Source organism: Thalassospira sp. ABD4_177 (assembly GCF_056160125.1).
Window position 1 is genome coordinate 180036 of the sequence record NZ_JBSWWO010000002.1, and the last position, 23464, is coordinate 203499.

The window sequence follows — 23464 nt, forward strand, 5'->3', positions numbered from 1 at the left end:
GCATCACAAACGGGTTTATGCCGCGTCTATGGGGCATGAACCCGATATTGCTCAAAACCCTGATTTCACTTGCTGCGTCAAACAAGAAACCCGCCCCTGACGGGTCGGTTGGCAGTGACGCACAGCTTAAAAACCGTATCGTCCTGTTCGCGGACGAAACGGTCGATCTGCCCGACTGGGGCATTTCGGGGCTTCCCGCAATGATCCTGGGGGCCGCCCCGCAAACCTGTTTGTTTGTCAGTGACCTCAATGTCGATGGCGCCCCGGAAACCGATGTCACCGCAAAGACAGAGGATGCCAACAAGAACACCACATCTGATGACGAGACATCCGGCACGGTCTCCTTTTCACTGACCATCAAAAGTCCCCCTGCCCCGGAAAGCACCCTTCAGGCCCGCACCATCGTCTGGAAACTGTCACTGCCGATTGCCGGCTATCGCGATGTGCAAACCGGCGCCAGCAGTGCTGCCGTGCATGCCCCCGTGATCAAATCGCGGCTCAGTCTCGGCGGGGTTGCGCGTGATGTTGAAATCGGTCTTCTGGAAATGGGCGGCCTTGAACAGCCACTTTTGATCGGCAAGGACACGCTTGCCGATAAATTCCTGATCCGCCCCGACCGACCCGAAGACCAGAAAGCCCCGGCATCGCCGTCGGTCGACCTTACCCCGAAACCTGCAAAACCCGCCGAAACAAAACCCGCGCCTGATAAGTCTGAGATGTCTGACACAGCCGCGACCAAACCGGACGCAGCAAAAACGACCGATAGCAAACCCGAAACCCCGGCTCCCGCGAAAACCGGCAACGAAGACACATCTACCGACAGCACAGCACCAAGCGCGCCGCAGGCGGACACGCCGGATAAGCCCGCAACCGATCAAGCCCAAGACAGCAAGACGCCCGACACGACACAAGATGATCCGGTGCAACAACCAGCGGCCACGGCCACGGCGGACACGAATACCGATACGACCTCAGCACCAGACACAGCAGACACCGCTGACAAGGCCGCCAATCCTGATAGCCCAAGCAAACCGGCCGAAGACAGTAACACAGCAGCCTCACCGACGCCTTCACAGGCGGAGACCGACACAGCCAAACCGGCTGAGCGTGAAAACCAACCGGCCTGACCGACCCTTAAGTTGAAGCCCCTAGGCTCAGGACCTATTAATTTGGTTTGAATGGTTCACCGGATTTGTGCGGATACGCGAAGCAAAACCGCCGGAAGATATTCATCTTTCAAGGGTTTGCGACAAAGTAGCCCGTGCAAATCCGGTGAATCCGAAGGACAGACGTTATATTTGCAAACTCCGGCGTCAAACCCCTTGGCCGGGATACCAGCCCGACCGGCGGGCTTTTCCTTGGATTTCACAAATATAACGTCTGCCATTCAAATCAAATTAATAGGTCCTGAGCCTAACTTCCCCTACGCCGCCCTTTGATGGGTGGCGCCTTTTTTGACGGATAGGGGGCATTTTTCTGTCGGTCTGATCTTGTAGTTTCCCGATGCGACCACATCTGTATCCCATAAAAAAACGACCCAAAATGCGGTTGGGAAAAGGCAAGACCAATGACAACATCTCTGGATTTATCCAGCCTGTCGCGCAGGTCTGCGCTCAAGGGCTGGTTCGCCGCAGGCTCGGCGCTTATCGGCAATACCATTCTGGCACCAATCGCCGATGCCAGCGACAGAACCCTTCTGGCCACCCCAGCCTGTGGCGAGGATACCGGCCCGACGCGCTCCATGACCGAAGGCCCGTTCTATAGCGACAATCCCCCGGAAAAACGCAACTTCCGTACGGATGCCGGTGGCACCCCCGTCACGCTCATCGGCTATGTCTTAAGCGCGACCTGCACCCCGATTACCAACGCGATTGTCGATCTGTGGCATGCGGATTCTGATGGGCGCTATGACAACCAGGGTTTCAATATGCGCGGCTATCAACGCACCGACGCGCAAGGCCGCTATTATTTCGACACCATCCGTCCGGCCGAATATGCCGGCCGCACCCCGCACTATCACGTCAAGATCACCCCACCCGATGGCAGAACGCTGACCACACAGCTCTATTTCCCGGAAGAACCGCGCAATGAGCTTGATCATCTGTTTGACAGTGCCCTTCTGATGAACATGCAGCCCGCGAGTGACGGCGAAATCGGCCGATTTGATTTCGTGCTGTCCTGATCAGGCTAAACCGGACATACCTGCGATCCCTGCCAATTTTTTCCAAACCGGATCCGCGTAAAAAGCGTGATTTTTGGTCTTGCGTCGACGCGTGCCTGGCTTTAATGTTAACAAAGTTAACATAAGAAAATCGAGATACGCGCAAATGGCCAAATATCACCATGGTGATGTCCGAAACGTTCTCCTGCAACAAGCTGAAAACATCCTGATTGACGAAGGCCCGGCCGGGCTGTCACTACGCCGTCTGGCACGGCTGACCGGTGTGTCGGAAGCCGCCCCCTATCGCCATTTTGACGGCAAGGATGGCATTTTGGCGGCAGTTGCAATTAGCGCCTTTGAACGCTTTGCCGAGCAACTTGAAACCGCCGCTGCCAGCACGGAAAACCATGAAGAACGCATCATGGCGTTGGGGGCGGCCTATGTGCAGTTCGCGGTTGAAAACCCGCAGCATTTCCGCCTGATCTTTGGCCGCGAACGCCCGCCGCTTGATCAATATCCCGAATTGCGCGATGCCGCTGATAACGCCTTTGACGTTTTGCAGCGCGCGGTCACATCGGTTGATCGCAAGGCCGAGATGACCCTGACCGAGGCCGCCACCGCATATAACCGGGCACTTGCTGCCTGGAGCCGTGCACACGGCATCGCCATGCTGGTGATTGATGGCATGATCGTCCCGCCTGCCGATCAGGATCTTTCAAACTTTGTTCTGGGTCTTCTCGCCGAAGATCTGACCATCCCGGCCAGCACGTAGAACACAACAATACTCCCGCATCCATTATTGGCATCTGCCTGCAACCAACCGGAATTTCAGATGGAATATTCAACCGTCAAACTCATTCACGTTCTTGGCGCCATCCTGTTTTTGGGCAATATCATCGTTTCAGCCGTCTGGAAAATCCAGGCAGACCGCTCCAAGGATCCGGTCGTGATCGCCTTTGCGTGCCGCCTGATCAACATCACCGATCTGGCCTTCACAACCCTGGGCTCGGCCCTGATCATCATTGGCGGTATCGGGCTGTTTCATGCCACGGGCATCGCACTTTCTGATGCGCCCTATCTGATTTACGGGATCGGCCTGTTTGCCATGGCAGCAATGCTTTGGCTGGCGGGGCTTTTGCCGCTTCAGATCTATATGTCAAAAATCGCGGCAAAAACCGTGGCCAATGGCGACACCGAAATGCCGGAAAGTTATGAGAAATCTCGCCGACTTTGGAACATGGTCGGCCGGATCGCCATCCTGTTTCCACTGGGCGCACTTTATCTCATGATCATGCGCCCGGATTTCTGAGCCACGCTTTCGCGTGCGGCACCTTCCACCATACGGAAAGCCGTTTTATCTGATTGATCGGCTTTTGGCGCAGCCCGTAATATGCCGCCAGTTAAAATAAACACCCGGGAGAAGTCCGATGCTGACCATCAAACGCCTGTCCATTGAGGATGCCTATATCCTGATCGAAGGGGCGCGCAACCGTGCCAATGAAATCGGGGTTCCGATGTGCATTGCCATCACCGATGAATCCGGTGTGCTGATCGCGTTTGAGCGCATGGATGGCGGCAAGGTCACTAGCACCACCATTGCCCAGGACAAATCCTTTACCGCATCGGGCGCGCGCAAGGGCACGCATGAATATGCCGCCGCTGCCCAGCCGGGCAAACCGGCCTATGGCATCGATTCCGAAATCGGCGGTCGCCTGTCGATTGTTGCCGGCGGCCTGCCGGTCTTTGTCGATGGCGAATGCGTGGGCGGCATCGGGGTCAGCTCCGGCACCCCACCGCAGGATCAGGACTGCGCCCAGGCGGGCCTTGATTTCTTCCTGAAGAAGATCGGCTAGTAAGAAGAAAAGCCGCTTGTGTTTACACAAGCGGCCTTGAAATTTCTCGAAATTTTTTGTGCTCTTAGAGTCCGCGTTCGGTTTCGCGCATCATAAACTCACCCTTTCGAGTAGTGGACATTCAACTCTTGAGACCAATAATACAAAAATAAACCTTCTCAAGCAAGTTGATCCAAACAATGGATATTCTTTACGACCTTATCCTGCCCGGCCTTGCTTTTGTCAAAGGCTATGCCGCTGGTCTTTCATCGCAAGAAGCCATTCTGGTTTCTGCTATTTTGGCGACTGTGGGTTGGACCCAATCAAACCGGCTTACAAGAAAACTGAACCGAAAGCAGCATACCATGTCGGTAATGCTCAAAGACGAAAACCTTCAGAAAGGTCTTTCGGTCATACGCCCGGATGTCAAGGATGGTAGGTATCCGCATACTGATGAAAATGAATATTACACTTGGCAGGCAGGCCTCAGAGAATGCCTGAACTATTATGAATTTTTGTGTGTCGGCATCTTGCGCAAGGATTTCGACGAGAAATTGATTCGCATGACCGAACGCTACACGCTTGTAACGCTTCATCAATACGCATCGCACCATATCAAACACTTACGCGACTTGCGCCCACAGGGCACCAAATCAAGTGATCGAAGTCAGATATACATGGCTCTTGAAAAAATCGCGACCCGATGGGAAAAACCTTGGATGCGTTTTCCCTGAACTCTAGGGTCAGGACCTATTAATTTGATTTGAATGGCAGACGTTATATTTACGAAATCCAAGGAAAAGCCCGCCGGTCGGGTCGGCATCCCGGACAAGGGATTTGACGCTGGAGTTTGCAAATATAACGTCTGTCCTCCGGATTAAACGGATTTGCACGGGCTACTTTGTCGTAAAACTTTGAAAGATAAATATCTTCCTGCAGTTTTACTCCGCGTATCCGCACAAATCTGTTTAACCATTCAAACCAAATTAATAGGTCCTGACCCTAAGCAGTTTTCCGCCCGCAAATCAGAAATTCAACATTGCCTTCGGGACCCGTAATCGGGCTTTTGGTGATGCCGAGCACCTCCCACCCCGGAAGGTTTGCCAGCCAGTCGGAAATGGTATCGCAGACTTCCTGATGCAGTTCCGGTTCGCGGACGACACCCTTTTTCCCGACACGCTCCTTGCCGACTTCAAATTGCGGCTTGATCAGCGCGATCAGATAACCACCATCATTGACCCGCTCCATACTGGCCGGAAGCACGGTGCGAAGCCCGATGAAGCTTGCATCGCACACAACGATATCAATGGCATCAGGGATCTGTTCTTCGGTCAGGTGACGCGCATTGGTCTTTTCCATGACGACAACGCGCTCATCATTGCGAAGCTTCCAGTCAAGCTGCCCCTGCCCGACATCAACGGCATAAACCTTGGCCGCCCCGTTCTGAAGCAACACATCGGTAAAGCCGCCTGTCGAGGCCCCGACATCAACACCGATGAAACCGGTGACATCGACATCGAATTCGGCCAAACCTTTTTCAAGCTTGAGCCCGCCACGTGACACCCACGGATGGGGCTGCCCGCGCAGCGTAATGGAAATGTCTTCCTTGCACGGCATGCCCGGCTTATCGAGCCGTTGCTCGCCACTAAAGACATTGCCTGCCATGATGAAAGCCTGCGCCTTGGACCGGGTTTCCACCAGCCCACGTTCCACAAGCAATTGATCCAAACGTTTCTTTGCCATGAGCGCGTTTTAACCCACCCACCGCAAAAGGTCACGCATTTGGTCGCATCAATCTCAAGCGATCAGATGGGGAATTAGCTCGCCAGCGGCTCCAGATAACCACGCGGCACGATGGCAAGCAGATCATTAAGCGATTCGCCCTGTACGGCGACGTGCTGCTGCATGAGCTTGCCGGCCGTTTCCGCCTCGCCATTGGCAATGGCGTTCAGGATATCGGCATGTTCGTTGTTGGATGTTTTCAAACGCCCCGGGCGATGCAGCTGCAAGCGGCGATAGGGTGCCAGACGGTTCCGGACATTCTTGGTCTGACGTTCCAGGAAGCTGTTGCGACATCCGGCATAGATCGCCTCGTGGAAGCGGACATTGGCCTCGTAATAGGCATCGGCATCCGCATGATCCTTAAGCGCGTTGCATTCATCCGAAAGCGCAATCAGGTTGTCGATATCAACGCGTGGCATACGCCGTGCCGCCAGACGTGCACACATGGCTTCAAGCTCCGCCATGACTTCAAACATCTCGATCAATTCGGCCACGGTGATGGATGCCACAATCGTGCCCCGGCGCGGCATGGTTGCCACCAGCCCCGATCCGGCAAGGGTCTGAAGGGCCTCGCGCACCGGCGTGCGCGAAACGCCAAAACGCTCGCTTAGGGAACGTTCATCGAGTTTGTCGCCGGGCTTGAGCACACCGGTCACGATATCGCGTTCAAGTTTCTGAACCAGATCAGTGGCAAGCTTTCCGTTTTGCGACATGTGCGCCCTCATTCATCATCCCATACTGGTATACCAGAACACATATTCTGGTACCAATCAAAGCCTTTTCGATGCTGCTTTGCGAAGTTTTCCTGCTGCGACGCAAAAGTTCATCCGCATTTTTCCTGTATTTTGACGCAAACACTAGGGCGCGGATTTGTGGCACCGCAAAATGCCCTTCTGGTATACAAAATTGCATGGACAGCATGCCAGAAATCTGTAACGCTTTTCACCAATGCGAAAACCGCATCAATAAAAAGACGCGCAAAAGCCGTCACAATGCATTCAAAACGCATGCTTCATCCGGGAGGAAAAGATGAAGATTTTCAAAAAGACTCTTACGGCGTCCGTCGCCGCCATCTCCATGTCTGTTGCCGCCTTTGGCATGTCCGCATCCGCTGGTGCCGAGACTCTCAAGCTGTCTCACCAGTGGTCGACCAGCGACATCCGCCACAAGGTTGCAGAGATCATTGCAAACGAAGTCAAGGCTGCTGACGTTGATCTGGAAATCCAGATCTTCCCGTCCGGCTCCCTGTTCAAGGCGAAGGAACAGTGGACCCCGATGACACGTGGCCAGCTTGACATGATTGTTTATCCTCTGGCCTATGCCGGTGGTCGTGTTCCGGCGGCAAACCTGACCCTGATGCCAGCACTGGTCAAAAACCATGACCATGCCAACCGCATCAACGAATCCCCGTTCATGGCTAAAATCGAGGAGCTCCTGAACGACGAAGGCGTTGTTACGGTTGCCAAAGGCTGGCTTGCTGGTGGTTTTGCCTCCACCCAAGGCTGCATCAAACAGCCGGACGATGTCAAAGGCCTGCAGATCCGCGCAGCCGGCAAATCGTTCGAACAGATGCTTCAGGGTGCTGGCGGCTCCATCGCCGCAATGCCGAGCTCGGAAATCTATCCGGCGATGCAGACCGGCGTTCTGGATGCGGCAAACACCAGCTCGTCGAGCTTTGTGTCCTATCGTATCTACGAGCAGGTCAAATGCTACACCCCGGCCGCTGGCAATGCCCTGTGGTTCATGTACCAGCCGGTCCTGATGTCCAAGCGCAGCTATGACAAGCTCAATGATGCGCAGAAAGACGCACTGGCAGCGGCCGCAAAGGTTGCGGAAGAATACTACACCACCGAAGGCCGCAAGCAGGACTCCGACAGTGTCGCAGTCTTCAAGGAAAACGGTGTTGAGATCGCTGATCTCTCTGACGAGGACTTTGCAGCATGGCAGGCGATCGCCATGAAAACGTCCTATGCCAAGTTCGTGGAAGAAACCCCGAACGGTCAGGAACTTCTCGACATGGCGCTCGCTGTCGAGTGATCCGTGCCTGAATGATCTGTTGGTGGTGCCGGGCATCCGGCACCACCCTGATTTCCCCAACACGACCAGACCATAACACCACGGTTCCGTCAGAGGAGTACGCGCGTGTCCAACGCCATGTCCCCGCACCCATTGCCCATTGATCTGCCCGATGACTTCGCGCAGACCCCAAGTGCGTCGCATTCCGTTAAATCCGATATGCCGCCCCCGCCTGATGTCGAACCCCTCGACGATCACGCCGCACAGGCAGACCGCAACGGCCATCATCCGAAAGGACCGGTTGATGGCGTTATTGCGGCCATCCATTTCCTGTCGCGCGTGTGTGGCGTTGCCTCGGCCTCGATGTTTGCGATTGCCATGCTGATCATCTGCCAGTTGGTCTTCATGCGCTATGTGCTCAATGATTCCACGGTCTGGCAAACCGAAGCCGTCATTTTCCTGATGATCGGCGCGACCCTTGTCGGCCTGCCCTATGTCCAGTTGCTGCGCGGTCACGTCAATGTTGACCTGCTGCCGCTCTATCTCAAACGTGGCGCACGCATGACGCTTGCCATCGTCACCTTGCTGTGTGGCATGGGCATCTCGGCCATGTTTGCCTTTTACGGTCTGGAACTGGTGATCGAAGCCTTTGAAGGCGGCTGGTTGTCCGAGACCATCTGGGCTGTTCCACTCTGGAAACCGTTCATGGCGCTTCCGGTTGGCTTTGGCCTGCTGTTCTTGCAGTTCGTTGCCGATTTCCTTTCCCTCATCACCCGCAGATCGACCCCGTTCGATATTCGCGAAGGCGCATTTTAAGGAGGCCGCACCATGGATCCCTTGCTTCTTGCGGCCATTGTTGGCATCGCGACCACAGTTGTTCTTTTCTCCGGCATTCCGGTCGGTATGGGCCTGATTTTGGTCAGCATCGGTTTTATTGTCATCTTTGATGGCACCGGATCGCTGCCGCTTCTGCCGGAAATCCTGTTTGGCAAACTCGAAAGCTTCGAAGTCCTCGCCATCCCTATGTTCATCCTGATGGGGGCGGTTGTCGCCTCATCGCGCGCCGGTGGTGACCTTTATTCGGTGCTTGATCGCTGGCTGACCCGTGTTCCGGGCGGGCTAGTGATTTCAAACCTTGGCGCCTGCGCGATCTTTTCCGCCCTGTCAGGTTCATCACCGGCCACCTGTGCCGCGATTGGCAAGATGGGCATTCCGGCCATGCGCGAACGCGGCTTCCCCGATACGGTTGCCTCGGGCTCGATTGCGGCGGGCGGCACACTCGGCATCCTGATCCCGCCAAGTGTCACCATGATTGTCTATGGCATCTCGACGGAAACCTCGATCGGGCGTCTGTTCCTGGCGGGGCTTCTGCCCGGTCTGCTGGTGACGGTTCTGTTCATGGCCTGGTCGCTCTATTCGACCTGGCGTCAGGGCAATGCCCAGGCGGCCCTTGGTGTGATCAAATACAGCTGGAAGGAAAAGTTTGAAATCCTTCCGCGTGTCCTGCCCTTCCTGGTCATCATTGGTGCGGTTCTGTTCGCCCTTTATGGCGGCGTCGCCACCCCGTCCGAAACCGCCGGTGTTGGTGCGCTGTTCTGTCTGGTGACGGCGATGATTGTCTATCGCATGTGGAAACCGGGTCAGCTTTGGAATGTCATGCGTGACACCACCAAGGAATCGGTGATGATCCTGCTCATCATCGGGGCGGCTGGCCTGTTTAGCTACATGTTGTCATCGCTTCTGGTCACGCAGTCGATTGCACAGTGGATTTCCGCCCTAGAGGTCAACCGCTGGGTTCTGATGGGCTTCATCAATCTGTTCCTGCTGATCAGTGGCTTCTTCCTGCCGCCGGTCGCCGTGATCCTGATGAGCGCGCCGATCCTGCTGCCGGTGATCGTCAATGCCGGTTTCGACCCCTACTGGTTTGCCGTGATCCTGACGATCAACATGGAAATCGGTCTGATCACCCCACCGGTTGGTCTGAACCTCTATGTGATCAATGGCATCGCCCCGGATATCCGTTTGCAAAGCATCCTGAAGGGCGCGTTCCCCTATGTGCTGTGCATGATCCTGGCAATCATCATTCTGTGCTTCTTCCCTGAAATCGCCACCTGGCTTCCGGAAACGGTTATTGGAGGACGCTAATGTCAGGAATGTCTGTCAAAAGCTGGCTTTCAAGCATTGCCGACCGTGGTCGTGAACTGCTTGATCTGCCAATCTCGACCCCGCAGGAGCCGCTCAAGCAGCTCGGTGCCATGTGCAAGGACCTTGTCTCTCAGAAAGGTGAGGCACGTGGCACCGCGGTTGCCCGCGAAGTGGTCCGTCTTTGGGAAAACCTGCCAGAAGAAGACCATCTGGCCTTCTTCCAGATGATGCAGAACGACTTCAGCGCCGACCGCGCCAAGGTCACCAAGGCGGCCGAGGCCTTTGCCAAGGACCCGTCCGAGGCCAACCTTGCCGTTCTGACCCAAACGTCCGAACCGGTCCGTCAGCAGCTTCTGCGCAAGATCAATATGGCACCGGGCGGCACACGCGCGATTGTCGATATGCGTGAAACCCTGATCGGGCTTCTCAAAGGCAATCGCGATCTTGAACCGCTCAATGCCGATATGCAGCACCTGCTGACCAGTTGGTTCAACCGTGGTTTCCTTGAACTGCGCCATATTGACTGGGATACGTCGGCCGCCATCCTTGAAAAACTGATCCGCTATGAAGCGGTTCATGAAATTCAGGGCTGGGAAGATCTGCGTCGTCGTCTGGCGACGGATCGGAAATGCTTTGCCTTCTTCCATCCAGCCATCCCCGACGATCCGCTGATCTTTGTCGAGGTCGCGCTGGTGCATGGACTGGCCGACAGCGTTCAGGTGCTTTTGGCCCCGGAAATAGATGAAAAGGCCCCGGAAACCGCCAACACTGCGATCTTCTATTCGATCAGCAACTGTCAGGCCGGGCTCAAGGGGATTTCCTTTGGCAACTTCCTGATCAAACAGGTGGTCGAGGAACTCAAACGCGAATTCCCGCAACTCGAACAATTCGCCACCCTGTCGCCCATTCCGGGCTTCATGGGCTGGCTGCGCACCCGCCAGAAAAGCAAGGCTGCTGACGCCGAGCTCGCCGGTCAGGTCCTTGAAGGGCTCAGCGAGGAGGGCTGGGTCAATGATCCGATCAAGGTCGCAAAGCTGAAAAAGCCGACGTTGGGCCTGTGTGCGACCTATCTTGCCACGTGCAAGCGCGGCAAATCCCCGCTTGATCCCACCGCGCGGTTCCATCTTGGCAATGGTGCACAGCTTGAACGCCTTAACTGGCTTGGCGACACGTCCGACAAGGGCCTGCGTCAGGCGGGCGGCATGATGGTGAATTACGCCTATCACCTTGCTGATATCGAGAAAAACCACGAAGCGCTGATGAATGACGGAAAGATTGCCACATCGAAATCCGTCGCACAGCTTGCCGGAATTTAAACAGGTATGACCATGTCAGATAATCTTCTTCAAACATTTCTGGACCGTTTTCCGGCCGATAAATCCCGCACCTTCCTGATCGAACGCGATGGGACGGAGCGCAGCTTCGCCTGGCTTCTCGATCGCACCGGGCGTTATGCATCCGTCCTTGCCGCCCATGGCGTGGTCAAGGGCGACCGTGTGGCTGCACAGGTCGACAAATCATCGGATGTGATCGCGCTGTACCTTGCCTGCCTGCAGCTTGGCGCCATTCACCTGCCGCTCAATACTGCCTATACCGGGGACGAGATCGCCTATTTCCTCGGCGATGCCGCCCCGCGCGCCTTTGTCTGCCGTCCGGCCCATATCGATGCGGCCAAGGAACTCGGTGACAAGAATAACGTCGCCGCTGTCCTGTCGCTTGGGACAAAGGGCGATGGCAGCCTGAATGACGCGGCTGCCGATATCAAACCGCTGATCGACATTGTCGCGGCCGAGAAGGATGACGTTGCCGCCATCCTGTATACCTCGGGCACGACGGGCCGCTCCAAGGGCGCGATGCTGACCCATAACAATCTGGGCTCAAACGCCAAGACCCTGCATCAGGCATGGGGTTTCCAGCCGAGCGACACGTTGCTGCATGCCCTGCCGCTGTTCCATACCCATGGCCTGTTTGTTGCGATCAACATCATGCTGATGAACGGTGGCAAGGTCATCCTGCTTCCGAAATTCGATGCCGACGATGTGATTGAACGTCTGCCGCAATCGACTGTTCTGATGGGGGTTCCGACCTTCTATACCCGTCTGCTTGCACATCCGCAGTTTAACAAGGATGTTACCGCTAACATGCGTCTGTTTGTGTCGGGCTCTGCGCCGCTTCTGGCCGAAACCCATGATGCGTTCTTTGAACGTACCGGGCACAAGATCCTGGAACGCTATGGCATGACCGAAACCTGCATGAACACGTCCAACCCGCTTGATGGTGAACGCCGTCCGGGGGCGGTTGGTCCGACCCTTCCGGGGATTGAGGCGCGCGTGTGTGACAAGGATGGCAATATCCTTGGTGCTGGCGAAATCGGGGTGCTGGAAGTGCGCGGCCCGAACGTCTTTTCGGGCTACTGGCAGATGCCGGAAAAAACCGCGTCCGAGTTCCGTTCGGACGGGTTCTTTATCACCGGCGACCTCGCGACTATTGGCGAAGACGGCTATGTCACCATCGTTGGCCGCGACAAGGATTTGATCATTTCCGGTGGCTTTAACGTCTATCCCAAGGAAGTCGAAGAAGTCATTGCCGAGTATGACGAGGTCGATGAAGTCGCGATCTTTGGCCTACCCCATCCCGATTTCGGCGAAGCCGTTGCCGGTGTGATCGTGGCGGCCAATGGCGATCAGCCCGACACCGACGCCCTGATCAAACGCACCCAGGACAAGCTGGCCAAATTCAAGGTGCCCAAGCGCATCTGGGTGATCAAGGAACTGCCGCGCAACACCATGGGCAAAATCCAGAAGGCCCAGCTGCGCAAGGAATACGAGGATACCTTTACCTCCCCCACTGCATAAACGTTGCAGTCCTATACTCCCGCTGCCAAGAGGCTTGCTTCCCCAAGGAAGCCTTCCCCGCAGCACCCATGGGTCTCTGACCCGACCTTCCGGCCGGATTTATCTGGCCGGATTTTTTTTGTGCGTCTTCACGAAGACCTGAACGCCCGCAACTCTAACATTATGCAATTATTAGGGAATGACGGCGAAAGATGCTAAATTAGAAAAACAATAACGAGCAATCTGCAGGCTTGTCCAAAAGTGCCAGAACGAGAGTAACTGGGATTGATGACCAAGCTTGACGACGCCATAGACCGCATTTCGCGCAACATCGCACAGACCGGCGCCCTCACCACAAAGGCATCGCGTCGCTATGACCAGATGTTTGCCGACTTCCGTATCGAGCTCGACCAAACCCTTGATGCGGCCGATACGCTTGCCGATGCCGCCAATGCCACCATGGCCCTTCTTGAACAGGCATCCACCCTTCTGCGCGAAAGCTTCCCCAATCCCGCGCCGCGTGCATGCCGCGACCAATGCAGTGCGTGCTGCCACCTGTTCGTCAGTGTCCCGCCCGGCGTCACCGACCTGATCGCTGCCCACATCACGGCGACCTTTACCCCACCTGAACAGCTGTCCCTGCTGACCCGTTTGCGTACAGCCGCAAGCGAGATCGAACAATTCAGCAAAACAAGCGACGTGCGCGCCCGCTGCCCGCTGCTTGATGAAAATGAACGCTGCAGCATCTATACCGTCCGCCCCCTGACCTGCCGTGCCTTCACCTCGGCGGATGCCGGTCTGTGTCACGCCATGGTCTTTGGCGACAGCGCACAGCAATCCACCCGCATTGATCAGGATCCGGGCCATTACCGCCTGCATATCGAGGCAACCGACGCCTTGCAAAACCTTGCGACCCGGCGCGGTCTTGAGGGACGGCAAGAAGGTTTCGTCCACGGACTGCTGGACCGGCTTGAAAACGGACTGACATCCGCCTGATCGGGGCGGCTTGCAATTTCGCGGAAACAAGACCATTTCCCCTACGTTCCTGAAAGGTCGGGCCTTCCCCCGACACCAGCAATCAACCATATGGGGCAGACATGCAAAACCCGTCAGCACAAGCACCGCGCGTGGCCTTTGTCACCGGCGGCGCCCAGGGATTGGGCCTTGGTATTTCAAAGCATCTTCTCGGGCTCGGCTGGAAGGTCGCAATGTTTGACCTTGATGCTGATGCGGGCCGGCAAGCGCTTGAAAGTCTGACGGACGCCGAACGCGACCGCACCTTGTTTCTGCAAGGCGACGTCGCCCATGAAGCCGATATCAAACTCTGCATTCAGCAATGTTTTGACCGGTTTGGCCGCATTGATGGCCTGATCAATAATGCCGGCATCGCCGATCCCCACGCCCCCGCCATCGAGGACCTTGAATGGGATCAATGGCAACGCGTGATCAACGTCAATCTCGGCGGTGTCTTCCTGGCGACCAAACACGCCACACAACATCTGCGCGAAACCGGCGGCGCAATTGTCAATATCGCCTCCACCCGCGCCTTTCAGTCCGAAGCCAATACCGAACCCTACGCTGCCTCCAAGGGCGGGATCGTCGCCCTGACCCATGCGCTGGCAGTAAGCTTGGCCTCAGACATACGGGTCAATGCCATTGCGCCCGGCTGGATCGAAGTCGGTGACTGGCAAAAACAGGCCAACAAAACCACGCCTGATCACAGTGACATGGATAAATCCCAACATCCCGTCGGTCGGGTCGGCACGCCCGATGATATCGCGCAGGCCGTTTCCTTCCTGCTTGATGGCGACAAATCGGGCTTCGTGACCGGCGAAACCATGCGGATTGACGGCGGCATGACGCACAAGATGATCTATGCCGACTAGGCTGTGACCGGCTGCCAAATTGTCATTTGACGCGCCTTGAACATCGGGCTTACCATCCGTATATGCGAAGTGAATTTCACTATCCCTTCGGTCAGGAGCCAGCGTGCAGCATGGACAAGGTTCCAACGCACAGATGAACAACGCCCCCGAAACAGCGTTTCGCGGACGGCGACACTCCTGTCATCCCCTTTCCAGGTTAACTCTTGTTGTCATTGCGCTGATCGCATCGATCAGTCTGTCGGGCCATGTCCGCGCCGATGAAGAAACCCCGGACGAAGCCAACAGCGTGATCGTGCTGGCGATTGATTATCCGCCCCTGACCGGGGCCGAGCTTGATGGTTTTGGCCCGATGTTTGACTTGATGAAGGCCTATGCATCCGAACATTTTCAGGTGATGATCCACCCGCGCTTTGTGCCGCCTGCCCGTGCCCAGAAACAGGTCTATGACGGCGACTGGTGCCTCACGACCTATCCGCCAAATGAACGACAAACCGATGCCGTCTTTGTCCCGCTGATGAATGGGTTGATCCGGCTTGGTTTGCTCCGGCGTCGCCTGCCGACCCACACCGGGCCGTTTATCTGGCAAAGTCTCGAGGATTTGCGCGGATCAAGCATCACGATGCTGCGCTCCAACGTCGAAAGCATCATTCACCAGCGCATCATGGATGCCGGCATCGACATTGTCGAAGTCGAAACCATGCAACAGGGCATTGATCTTTTGCTCAAAGGCCGGGTCGATTACGCCCAGGGCGACAATCTGAGCTACACCATGTTTGATGAAGAAACGCGCAAGAAACTTGATATGTCGGAATCTTATCTGTTTCAGACCCGCGTCGGCTTCTATTACAACAGCAACTGCGCAGATCGCCTGTTCAGGGCCGGACACACCCCACCCAAAGAAGCCCCCAACACCGAGCTCTATACCCGATAGTGCATGAGATTCTCGGAAAACCAGAAAGGCCAATGATTGCTGAGCATATTTGAACAGCCTGCACTAGTTCTTGTTCTTAGTTTGTGTAAATGAAAAACCCTGGTCCAATCGCTCCAGTTCATTAGGAATTGTAGCAAAGAGATTACAATATTTTTTCGGATCAGCCGTAATTGAGACTCTCATCAGGCCTTCAACAGCGACCTGACGTTTTTTGTAGTGTCGGTACAAGCCATAGGAAAACGCTGCGAATGCTGTAGCCGTTGTTTGGATCACGGTAAAATCAAAGACTTTCTGATCTTCCAAATATTTCTCGAGAAACATAACAATTACCGGCCAAAGAATGAGCAAGGTAGACAAAATAATTGTAATTCCGAATCCTATTTTGGCCCAGAGGGCATAACACCACGCTTTAATATACATGTCGGTAAACAAAATCATAAGGTCTTGTTCTTCTCTACCTTCTGCTTGTCCCCATCTTTTTTTGCGTTCTCAAACAACAACTTAGCGGAAGTCTGTTTATCATCATACACAATTGCCATAAAGAACACCCTAAGTTGAAATGACACAATACAAATCAATTACAACTTCCGGTTTTGAATTTCCATAAAAAAAGCAGCGCGCAATTGCGCACTGCTAATCCTAACGTGCTCCGAATAAGTAACCTTATGCCCGCGCCTTGCTCTCGCTCATGCCAAGCGCGCCAAGGGCGGTCTTGGCGATGGCCTTGGCATCCAGTCCGGCTTTTTCATACTGGATTTCCGGCTTGTCGTGATCGACCAGCGCATCAGGCAATGCCATGGTGCGGATCTTAAGGCCGTTATCAAGCAAACCCTGCCCTGCCATATGCTGCAGAACCAGCGCGCCAAAGCCGTTGATCGAACCCTCTTCGATGGTGATCAGGACTTCATGATTGCGCGCGAGATCAGCAATCAGTTCATGATCAAGCGGCTTGGCAAAGCGGGCATCGGCCACCGTTGCCGGCAAGCCCCGTGCAGCCAGGTCTTCGGCGGCAATCAGCGCCTCGGCCAAACGCGTGCCATAGGACAGAATGGCAATCTTGCCACCTTCACGCAGGATACGGCCCTTACCGATTTCAAGAACTTGGCCCTCTGACGGCATTTCAACGCCAACACCCTCACCACGCGGATAGCGGAACGCACTGGGCCGATCATCAATCGCCCAGGCGGTCGTCGTCATATGCACCAGTTCCGCCTCATCGGCAGCCGCCATCAGAACAAAGTTCGGCAAGCAGCCGAGATAAGCAATGTCATAGGCCCCGGCATGGGTCGCCCCGTCCGCACCAACCAGACCGGCCCGGTCCATCGCGAAACGCACCGGCAGGTTCTGGATCGCGACATCATGCACAACCTGGTCATAGCCACGCTGCAGGAAGGTCGAATAGAGCGTGCAGAACGGTTTGTATCCCTCGCACGCCATCCCGGCAGCAAAGGTCACCGCATGCTGCTCGGCAATCCCGACGTCAAAGGCACGATCGGGGAAATGATCGGCAAAGATATTGACCCCCGTGCCCGACGGCATGGCAGCCGTGATGGCGGTGACTTTTTCGTCCTTCTCGGCCAGCTTGACCAGCGTTTCGCCATACACCTTGGTGTAGCTTGGCGCATTCGGGGTCGGCTTGGCCTGCTTGCCCGTCACAACATCAAACTTGGCAACGCCATGGTATTTGTCGGCGGCATTTTCCGCCGGGCCATAGCCCTTGCCTTTCTGCGTGACCGCATGGATCAGGATCGGGCCATCAACATCGGCATCGCGAACGTTTTTGAGGACCGGCAACAGATGATCCATGTTGTGACCATCAATCGGCCCGACATAGAAGAAACCCATTTCTTCAAACAGCGTCCCGCCGGTCACCATGCCACGGGTATATTCTTCAAGCTTGCGCGCCGCTTCTTCGATCTGACGCGGCAGATGCTTGGTCAGGCCCTTGGCCGCATTGCGCAAACCCTGATAGCCTTTGCCGGAAATCAGGCGCGACAAATAACCCGACATCGATCCCACCGGCGGGGCAATCGACATGTCATTGTCATTGAGGATCACGATCAAGCGTTGATCGGTGGCGGCGGCATTGTTCATCGCCTCATAGGCCATGCCCGCACTCATCGATCCGTCACCAATCACCGCAATGACGTTCTTGCGTTTGTCATCCGATAGCTGGTTGGCGACCGCCATACCAAGCCCTGCCGAGATCGAGGTGGAGCTATGCCCCGCCCCGAACGGATCATATTCAGACTCGGAACGCTTGGTGAAACCCGACAATCCGCCGCCCTGACGGATCGTACGGATACGATCACGCCGCCCGGTCAGGATTTTATGCGGATAGCACTGATGCCCCACATCCCAGATCAGACGATCACGGGGCGTATCAAACAGGTAATGGATCGCAACGGTCAGCTCGACCACGCCAAGCCCGGCGCCAAGATGGCCGCCGGTGACCGATACGGCATCAATCACCTCGGCGCGCAATTCGTCAGCCACCTGCTTCATCTGGGCAGGCTGCAATGTGCGCAGCTCGTCAGGGGTGTTGATGGTATCCAGCAGCGGGGTCTTGGAGGTCGTGCTCATTCCGATCTCGATTTTCAATTTTTTATATGGCGTTAATTTGGGCCTGAACCCTGCAACAGGGTGACGGTTATATCGCCATGTTGCAAGCTGCGTAAAATAGCGGGGTTCGACCGAATTAGCGACCCTGAATTTCACCTGATTTTACACGCTCGAGAAACCGGTGGATCACCTGTTCGACCGTGCGGTGAATGGTGTCGCGATCCTGTCCGAAATCCCGACAGAGATAACCAAAGTTCTCGGCAATATATGGGGTGCATTTCGGCAAGAAGGAATAGTGCCCAGCTCCCTTGACCTTCACGAACTTCGCCCGCCCGCGCAACAGATTGCGAAAGTGTGCGGCGTTAACATGGTCATGCAGGATTTCGTCTGTATCGGCCTCGACAAACAGCATCGGGATATCAATATCGCCAAGCCCTTCGTCGGTGGCCGTAACCCCAAAGGCCGGCGCAATCGCGATAATCGCGGTAATCCGGTCATCCCGCTCGGACACAACCGGCCCGCCATAAACGTTGTGCAACCGATCAATGTGATCGTCGCTGGGTGCGTGCTGGCAAATCACGCGATCACTCTCGGCATTGATTTCGCAGTAATCCTGCCACGCCTGGGCATCAAAGTCCCACCCGGCCAGTTTCAGAACCGTCGCCCCACCGGCCGAATGGCCAAGGGCATAGATTTTATCCTGGTCAATCTGCGGCCCAATCTCGTCATGCGCCAACAACAGATCAAGCGCCAAACGCATTTCCTGCGGGCGGCGTTCAATGATCGTCAACTGCCGGGCTTCGGACGCATCAAGGTAATTATCGCCATGATGCTGTGGGGCCGCGACGATATAGCCCCGCCGGGCCAGATATTCCGCCAACCAGAACTGATTGAACCGATGCCCTTCCGAACCATGGGAAAACAGCACCATCGGAAACGGACCGTCACCGGCAAAATCCGCCCCACGTGCCGCACCGGATGCCACGCCCATATGGCGCACTGAACTTTCCGGTTCCATTGCCGGATACCAGATGGCAAGCGGAAATGGATCCTTGTCAAACAGCCGGTCCCGAAAACCGGCTGTATATGGGGGATGGTCGGTCATTTCTAGAACCGCAAACGATCAGCGGTCACGTTCAACAACGAAACGGGCCACCGCACGCAGCGGTTCGGCCTCGCCGTCGAAGCAGTTCAGGTGATTGATCGCCTGATCGCACAGCATGCTGGCCTGCTCGCGTGCCTGATCCAGTCCCAGCAATTTAACGAAAGTCGATTTTTCCTGATCGGCATCCTTGCCCGCCGTCTTCCCGAGTTCTTCGCTGCTTGCCTCAACATCAAGGATGTCATCCTTGATCTGGAACGCCAGCCCCATGTCATGGGCATAGGAGCGCAGGGCCAGACGAATGCTTTTGGGTGCCTTGCCAAGGATCGCACCGGCTTCACAGGCAAAGGCAAACATCCGTCCGGTTTTAAGCAAATGCAGGTGCGTGACCTGTGCCTGATCAAAGCTTTGCCCTTCGCCCGCCAGATCGATCATCTGACCACCAACCATGCCATACGGCCCTGCCGCACGGGCAAGCGCACGCACCAGATCGGTGCAAACACGCGGATCGGGATGGGTATCTTCATCGGCCAGCACTTCAAATGCCTGGGTCAGCAGCGCATCACCCGCCAGAATCGCGGTTGCCTCGTCATATTGCTTATGACAGCTGGGCTTGCCGCGACGGAGATCATCATCGTCCATCGCCGGCAGATCGTCATGGATCAGCGAATAGCTGTGTACCATCTCGACCGCGGCGGCAACGCGGAGTGCCGAGCGACGCGAAACCTTGAACAAGCCGGCAGAGCTCAGCACCAGAAACGGGCGCAGGCGTTTGCCATCGCCCAGCGTCGAATAACGCATCGCCTGATACAGGCGCTGCTCGATCTGGCCATTGGCACGGGGCAGAATCCCGTCAAGCGTCTCGCCCAGATCAGCAGACGCTGCACTCAGTCCGGCAAGCAAGTCGTAACTCACGACGGTCTCCGATTATTCAATATCTGGTTATTCGATTTATTCGATTTCGGTCGGGGTTGCCGACGGGCGGCCATCCGCATTCAGGGTAATTTTTTCGATGCGCTCTTCGGCCGCGCGTAGCTTGTCCGCACAATGGCGCTTAAGTGCCGCACCGCGTTCATAGGACGCAATGGCATCATCAAGACCGACCTGCCCCTGTTCAAGCTGACGCACAAGGGTCTCAAGCTGCCCAAGCGCCTCTTCGAAACTCAGTTTCGCGATATCTTCAGGAATTGCGGGAGATGCAGTAGCCTCGGACATGTAAGCTCCATTTCTTTGATCGGCGCGGAGTTTACGCGCAAGTTTTGATCAGGGCAACCGGACAGAACGCAATTTCGTCTGGCTGAAACGCTTTTCGCGGCCAACAGGACTCACGCGCTACACGGCGCTTAATGCGCGCCCATCAAGGTCCGAACATGCTGCACGGCACTGGTGGCAAGCGATGGCAAATCATAGCCCCCTTCAAGCAGCGATACGACCCGTCCCCCGCACTGTTCTTCGGCCAGGGTCATCAGCTGCTTGGTCATCCAGACAAAATCATCGGCCTCAAAACACAATCCGGCCAGCGGATCATTCTTGTGGGCATCAAAACCGGCCGAAATAATCAGGAGCTCGGGCTTGAAGGCGGCAATGCCGGGCAGAACAGTTGAATTGAAAGCTTCCTGAAGCTCTGTCGTGCCTGATCCGGCCGGAAGACCGACATTGAGGATATTGTTCGCACAGCCGCGCTCGGTTTCCGCCCCCGTACCGGGATAAAGCGGCCATTGATGGGTCGAGCAATAAAACAGATCCGCATCGTTATAAAACAGATCCTGCGTGCCATTGCCGTGATGGACATCGAAATCCATCACTGCAACGCGCTTGATGCCAAATTTCTTGCGCGCATGGTGGGCGGCGATCGCCGCATTGTTAAACAGGCAAAACCCCATCGCCCGGTCATATTCCGCGTGATGACCCGGCGGTCTGGTGGCGACAAAGGCGTTCTTTTCATGCCCTTCCATTACCGCATCAACCGCAATGCACGCCCCACCGGCTGCACGCAGGGCCGCCTTGCCCGATCCGGGCGAAACATAGGTATCACCATCAAGCGATACGATGCGCTCATCGGGAATGGCGGCCATCACCTTGTCGACATAGGCCGGGTCATGGACGGCCTTGATCAGCTCGATCTCGGCCAGCGGCGCTTCTTCGCGATGCAGGAACATGAATTCCTCGGCCTCGAACACGCGCTGAACAACGCGCAGACGGTCTGCACATTCCGGATGTCCGGGGCCGGTATCATGATCAATGCAATCGTGGTGGGACACGAACAAAGTCGCCATTTTTCTGGGTCGCCTTCCTGAAAGGTCAAACACGGATCAATTCCGGGCATATGTCCGGAACCCGGGATCGCGTTAACCGCGTCCCTTTTTTATGTCCTTCTTGAATCGTTTTAGCGCAAAACGATTTCCTTTTCTTTGTTCTAAATCAGCATATCAAACGGCGTGCGCGCAAGCTCTTTGGCCTTCGACAAAAGCATCATCCGTCGCGCCGCAAGATACTACTATTACTTTCACAGTTTTGCCGTTTTCTCGGGTTTGTATATGCAATGTTCGAAAATGTTGCCGGTCCAACCCCGGAAACACAGCCGAACAGAAACCAACCCTTACGGTTAAACACGGCCCGTCAGAATTGCTGTCGGGCCATCACACCAAAGGGGCAAAATCGCGACCATCAGAGACCAATCTGATGCAAAGAAGGAAGTTCGAAAGGCCGTTTTCCGGCAAAAACAGCGTAAGTTGCATGTTACGTCGGAGGAAACACGCTCTTGACAGATTTGTAATATACGTGAGAATGAGTCCACCAACCAATTCCAGTAATTAGTTGGTGGCAAAAGCCGCTATACTATAGGTATTATTACCTAAGCGGCTTTGATCCAGCCAGGCAATAGCCACCCTATGGCTCTGGCTGGTGAAAATGTCGAATTTTCGTTGGGACAATGACCGCTTGCGGTCAGGCTCATAAGGAAGCCAAATGGAACTTAACAATCTAGAAGAAAAGGCCGAACAGGCGAGCACCCTGTTAAAGGCCATGAGCAATCAGAGCAGACTGCTTATCCTTTGCCAACTTAATGAAGGCGAAAAGTCGGTTGGCGAACTCGAACGTATCGTTGGACTAAGCCAGTCCGCCCTCTCGCAGCATCTCGCCCGCCTGCGTCGTGACAAGCTCGTTCAGACTCGTCGCGAAGCACAGACCATATACTATTCTTTGAATGGTGATGACGCTCTGCGCGTGATCGAGACACTTCACGGACTTTATTGCAACGCCTCGCGCAAGTCCGCCGCTGCCTAACATCAGGGGCACTCCCCATTAAAAAAGCCTGCCTTTTTTAAGGCAGGCTTTTTTATGTCAAAACGCCAAAAGCAAACTTACTGCGGGCCACATTCGGGCATCGGCAACCGGCTGACCTTATCAAGCGTGCCCAGAACTTCGAACTCGCCATAATCAAACCGCATCCCGTGCGCGACACCGTTTTCGGCGAAATCCACAGCCATCTCGGTCGACGGCCCGTTTTCAGCAGCACCCAGCGGATAGAAGGCCAGGTTCATGCGGTGAAACGCACTGCTTGCAATACCATCGGGATCATCAGCCGCATTATCGGCGTCCTTGCGATCTGAAATCACCACCGCGACCCGGTTGGTCGGCGCATCGCCGCTGCCATCAAACACCAGATCGTTGGCAAACCGCTCCCCGTCTTGTGCTCGTTTAAGCAACATCAGCGAATGCTGGGTCGGGAACAGGGTATCTGCGGCCAATTCTTCTTCGACTTCGACCGGCACTTCATAGGTCACCTTGACCATGTCATCGTCGCGGATGGCCTTGCCGACGATCTCATCGACCTTGGTGCCATCAAGATAATCGCGCATGCGAAAACGGTACTCGTTGCTGGCGAAATTTTCCCACTGTGTCATGGAATAGGCCGAATTGATCGGCGTGCCTTCCGACCCTTGCAGGATCATGATCTGCTGCATTTCGGTGACCCAGCCATCGCACATTCTCTCAAAGCGATAACCAAGCACACCGGACGCATCCACGATCGAACTCCCCGCCTCGGCGCGGGTCATCTTGAAGTGATATTCCGCAATATGCGGCACGATGGCGTCTTCAATGACCGCCACATTCCCTGCCTGCGCGGCACAGCCACCAAGACCAAGGCCCAAACAAAAGATCAGCGTTCCTTTCAGGGAACGCTGACGTTGCTTCATTTCTGAAAAAATCC

At 55.5% G+C, this 23464-nt stretch carries 24 protein-coding genes; 15 read left to right on the forward strand and 9 right to left on the reverse strand.

What is annotated here, in order from left to right:
* Positions 1-17 precede the first annotated feature (17 nt).
* The 6 genes from ACXAF0_RS13540 (at position 18) to ACXAF0_RS13565 (ending at position 4727) form a co-directional block, all read left to right on the forward strand.
* Entirely contained in the window at positions 18-1127 is a 1110-nt protein-coding gene (locus ACXAF0_RS13540) for a hypothetical protein (protein ID WP_475346406.1), read from the forward strand.
* 440 nt (positions 1128-1567) lie between these two features.
* Positions 1568-2182: a dioxygenase family protein gene (locus ACXAF0_RS13545; protein ID WP_475346407.1), complete on the forward strand. Its 615-nt coding sequence runs from the start codon at positions 1568-1570 to the stop codon at positions 2180-2182.
* A 145-nt stretch (positions 2183-2327) separates the two neighbouring features.
* Complete coding sequence (locus tag ACXAF0_RS13550; protein ID WP_475346408.1) at positions 2328-2933, forward strand: TetR/AcrR family transcriptional regulator; 606 nt, start codon at positions 2328-2330, stop codon at positions 2931-2933.
* Between the two features lie 60 nt (positions 2934-2993).
* Positions 2994-3470 carry a DUF2269 family protein gene (locus tag ACXAF0_RS13555; protein ID WP_475346409.1) on the forward strand — a complete coding sequence of 159 codons (477 nt, stop codon included), beginning with the start codon at positions 2994-2996 and terminating at the stop codon, positions 3468-3470.
* 118 nt (positions 3471-3588) lie between these two features.
* Positions 3589-4014 (forward strand): GlcG/HbpS family heme-binding protein, encoded by a 426-nt coding sequence (locus ACXAF0_RS13560; RefSeq protein ID WP_475346410.1) that lies wholly within the window; start codon positions 3589-3591, stop codon positions 4012-4014.
* A gap of 179 nt (positions 4015-4193) precedes the next feature.
* Positions 4194-4727 (forward strand): DUF4760 domain-containing protein, encoded by a 534-nt coding sequence (locus ACXAF0_RS13565; protein WP_475346411.1) that lies wholly within the window; start codon positions 4194-4196, stop codon positions 4725-4727.
* A gap of 268 nt (positions 4728-4995) precedes the next feature.
* On the opposite strand, the gene ACXAF0_RS13570 is transcribed toward ACXAF0_RS13565, so the two are convergent.
* Positions 4996-5736, reverse strand: a complete 741-nt coding sequence (locus ACXAF0_RS13570) for a TlyA family RNA methyltransferase (RefSeq protein WP_475346412.1) — start codon at positions 5734-5736, stop codon at positions 4996-4998.
* 74 nt (positions 5737-5810) lie between these two features.
* The gene (locus ACXAF0_RS13575) at positions 5811-6488 is read right to left on the reverse strand and encodes a GntR family transcriptional regulator (RefSeq protein WP_475346413.1); all 678 of its coding nucleotides are present in this window, start codon (positions 6486-6488) and stop codon (positions 5811-5813) included.
* 316 nt (positions 6489-6804) lie between these two features.
* Here ACXAF0_RS13575 and dctP point away from each other — a divergent pair, with 316 nt between their 5' ends.
* From dctP to ACXAF0_RS13615, 8 genes are all read left to right on the forward strand, one after another.
* Complete coding sequence (gene dctP / locus ACXAF0_RS13580) at positions 6805-7812, forward strand: TRAP transporter substrate-binding protein DctP (RefSeq protein ID WP_475346414.1); 1008 nt, start codon at positions 6805-6807, stop codon at positions 7810-7812.
* Between the two features lie 105 nt (positions 7813-7917).
* Entirely contained in the window at positions 7918-8607 is a 690-nt protein-coding gene (locus ACXAF0_RS13585; protein ID WP_475346415.1) for a TRAP transporter small permease, read from the forward strand.
* A 12-nt stretch (positions 8608-8619) separates the two neighbouring features.
* Entirely contained in the window at positions 8620-9936 is a 1317-nt protein-coding gene (locus ACXAF0_RS13590) for a TRAP transporter large permease (protein ID WP_475346416.1), read from the forward strand.
* On the forward strand, positions 9936-11252 hold the full coding sequence (locus ACXAF0_RS13595; RefSeq protein ID WP_475346417.1) for a malonyl-CoA decarboxylase: 1317 nt from the start codon (positions 9936-9938) through the stop codon (positions 11250-11252). The genes ACXAF0_RS13590 and ACXAF0_RS13595 overlap by 1 nt, the downstream gene beginning before the upstream one ends.
* Before the next feature lie 12 nt (positions 11253-11264).
* The gene (locus ACXAF0_RS13600; protein ID WP_475346418.1) at positions 11265-12791 is read left to right on the forward strand and encodes a malonate--CoA ligase; all 1527 of its coding nucleotides are present in this window, start codon (positions 11265-11267) and stop codon (positions 12789-12791) included.
* A 267-nt stretch (positions 12792-13058) separates the two neighbouring features.
* Positions 13059-13766 (forward strand): YkgJ family cysteine cluster protein, encoded by a 708-nt coding sequence (locus tag ACXAF0_RS13605; protein WP_475346419.1) that lies wholly within the window; start codon positions 13059-13061, stop codon positions 13764-13766.
* A gap of 101 nt (positions 13767-13867) precedes the next feature.
* A complete protein-coding gene (locus tag ACXAF0_RS13610; protein ID WP_475346420.1) occupies positions 13868-14656 on the forward strand; it encodes a glucose 1-dehydrogenase in 789 nt (262 codons plus the stop codon).
* A gap of 103 nt (positions 14657-14759) precedes the next feature.
* Positions 14760-15587, forward strand: coding sequence for a type 2 periplasmic-binding domain-containing protein (locus ACXAF0_RS13615; protein ID WP_475346421.1), 828 nt, complete (start codon positions 14760-14762; stop codon positions 15585-15587).
* Between the two features lie 63 nt (positions 15588-15650).
* Here ACXAF0_RS13615 and ACXAF0_RS13620 read toward each other — a convergent pair whose 3' ends face one another.
* The 6 genes from ACXAF0_RS13620 to ACXAF0_RS13645 all read right to left on the reverse strand — a co-directional run bounded on the left by ACXAF0_RS13620 (position 15651) and on the right by ACXAF0_RS13645 (position 21527).
* A complete protein-coding gene (locus ACXAF0_RS13620) occupies positions 15651-16025 on the reverse strand; it encodes a hypothetical protein (protein ID WP_475346422.1) in 375 nt (124 codons plus the stop codon).
* A gap of 225 nt (positions 16026-16250) precedes the next feature.
* The gene (dxs, locus tag ACXAF0_RS13625; RefSeq protein WP_475346423.1) at positions 16251-18170 is read right to left on the reverse strand and encodes a 1-deoxy-D-xylulose-5-phosphate synthase; all 1920 of its coding nucleotides are present in this window, start codon (positions 18168-18170) and stop codon (positions 16251-16253) included.
* A gap of 115 nt (positions 18171-18285) precedes the next feature.
* The gene (locus ACXAF0_RS13630; protein WP_475346424.1) at positions 18286-19254 is read right to left on the reverse strand and encodes an alpha/beta hydrolase family protein; all 969 of its coding nucleotides are present in this window, start codon (positions 19252-19254) and stop codon (positions 18286-18288) included.
* 18 nt (positions 19255-19272) lie between these two features.
* Positions 19273-20166, reverse strand: coding sequence for a polyprenyl synthetase family protein (locus tag ACXAF0_RS13635; protein WP_475346425.1), 894 nt, complete (start codon positions 20164-20166; stop codon positions 19273-19275).
* 36 nt (positions 20167-20202) lie between these two features.
* Complete coding sequence (locus ACXAF0_RS13640) at positions 20203-20466, reverse strand: exodeoxyribonuclease VII small subunit (RefSeq protein WP_044828501.1); 264 nt, start codon at positions 20464-20466, stop codon at positions 20203-20205.
* Positions 20467-20594: 128 nt separating this feature from the next.
* Positions 20595-21527, reverse strand: coding sequence for a histone deacetylase family protein (locus ACXAF0_RS13645; protein WP_475346426.1), 933 nt, complete (start codon positions 21525-21527; stop codon positions 20595-20597).
* A 691-nt stretch (positions 21528-22218) separates the two neighbouring features.
* Between ACXAF0_RS13645 and ACXAF0_RS13650 the strand changes: the two genes are divergently transcribed.
* Complete coding sequence (locus tag ACXAF0_RS13650; protein ID WP_475346427.1) at positions 22219-22536, forward strand: ArsR/SmtB family transcription factor; 318 nt, start codon at positions 22219-22221, stop codon at positions 22534-22536.
* Positions 22537-22613: 77 nt separating this feature from the next.
* Here ACXAF0_RS13650 and ACXAF0_RS13655 read toward each other — a convergent pair whose 3' ends face one another.
* Complete coding sequence (locus tag ACXAF0_RS13655) at positions 22614-23450, reverse strand: EipB family protein (RefSeq protein ID WP_475346428.1); 837 nt, start codon at positions 23448-23450, stop codon at positions 22614-22616.
* Positions 23451-23464: the final 14 nt, after the last annotated feature.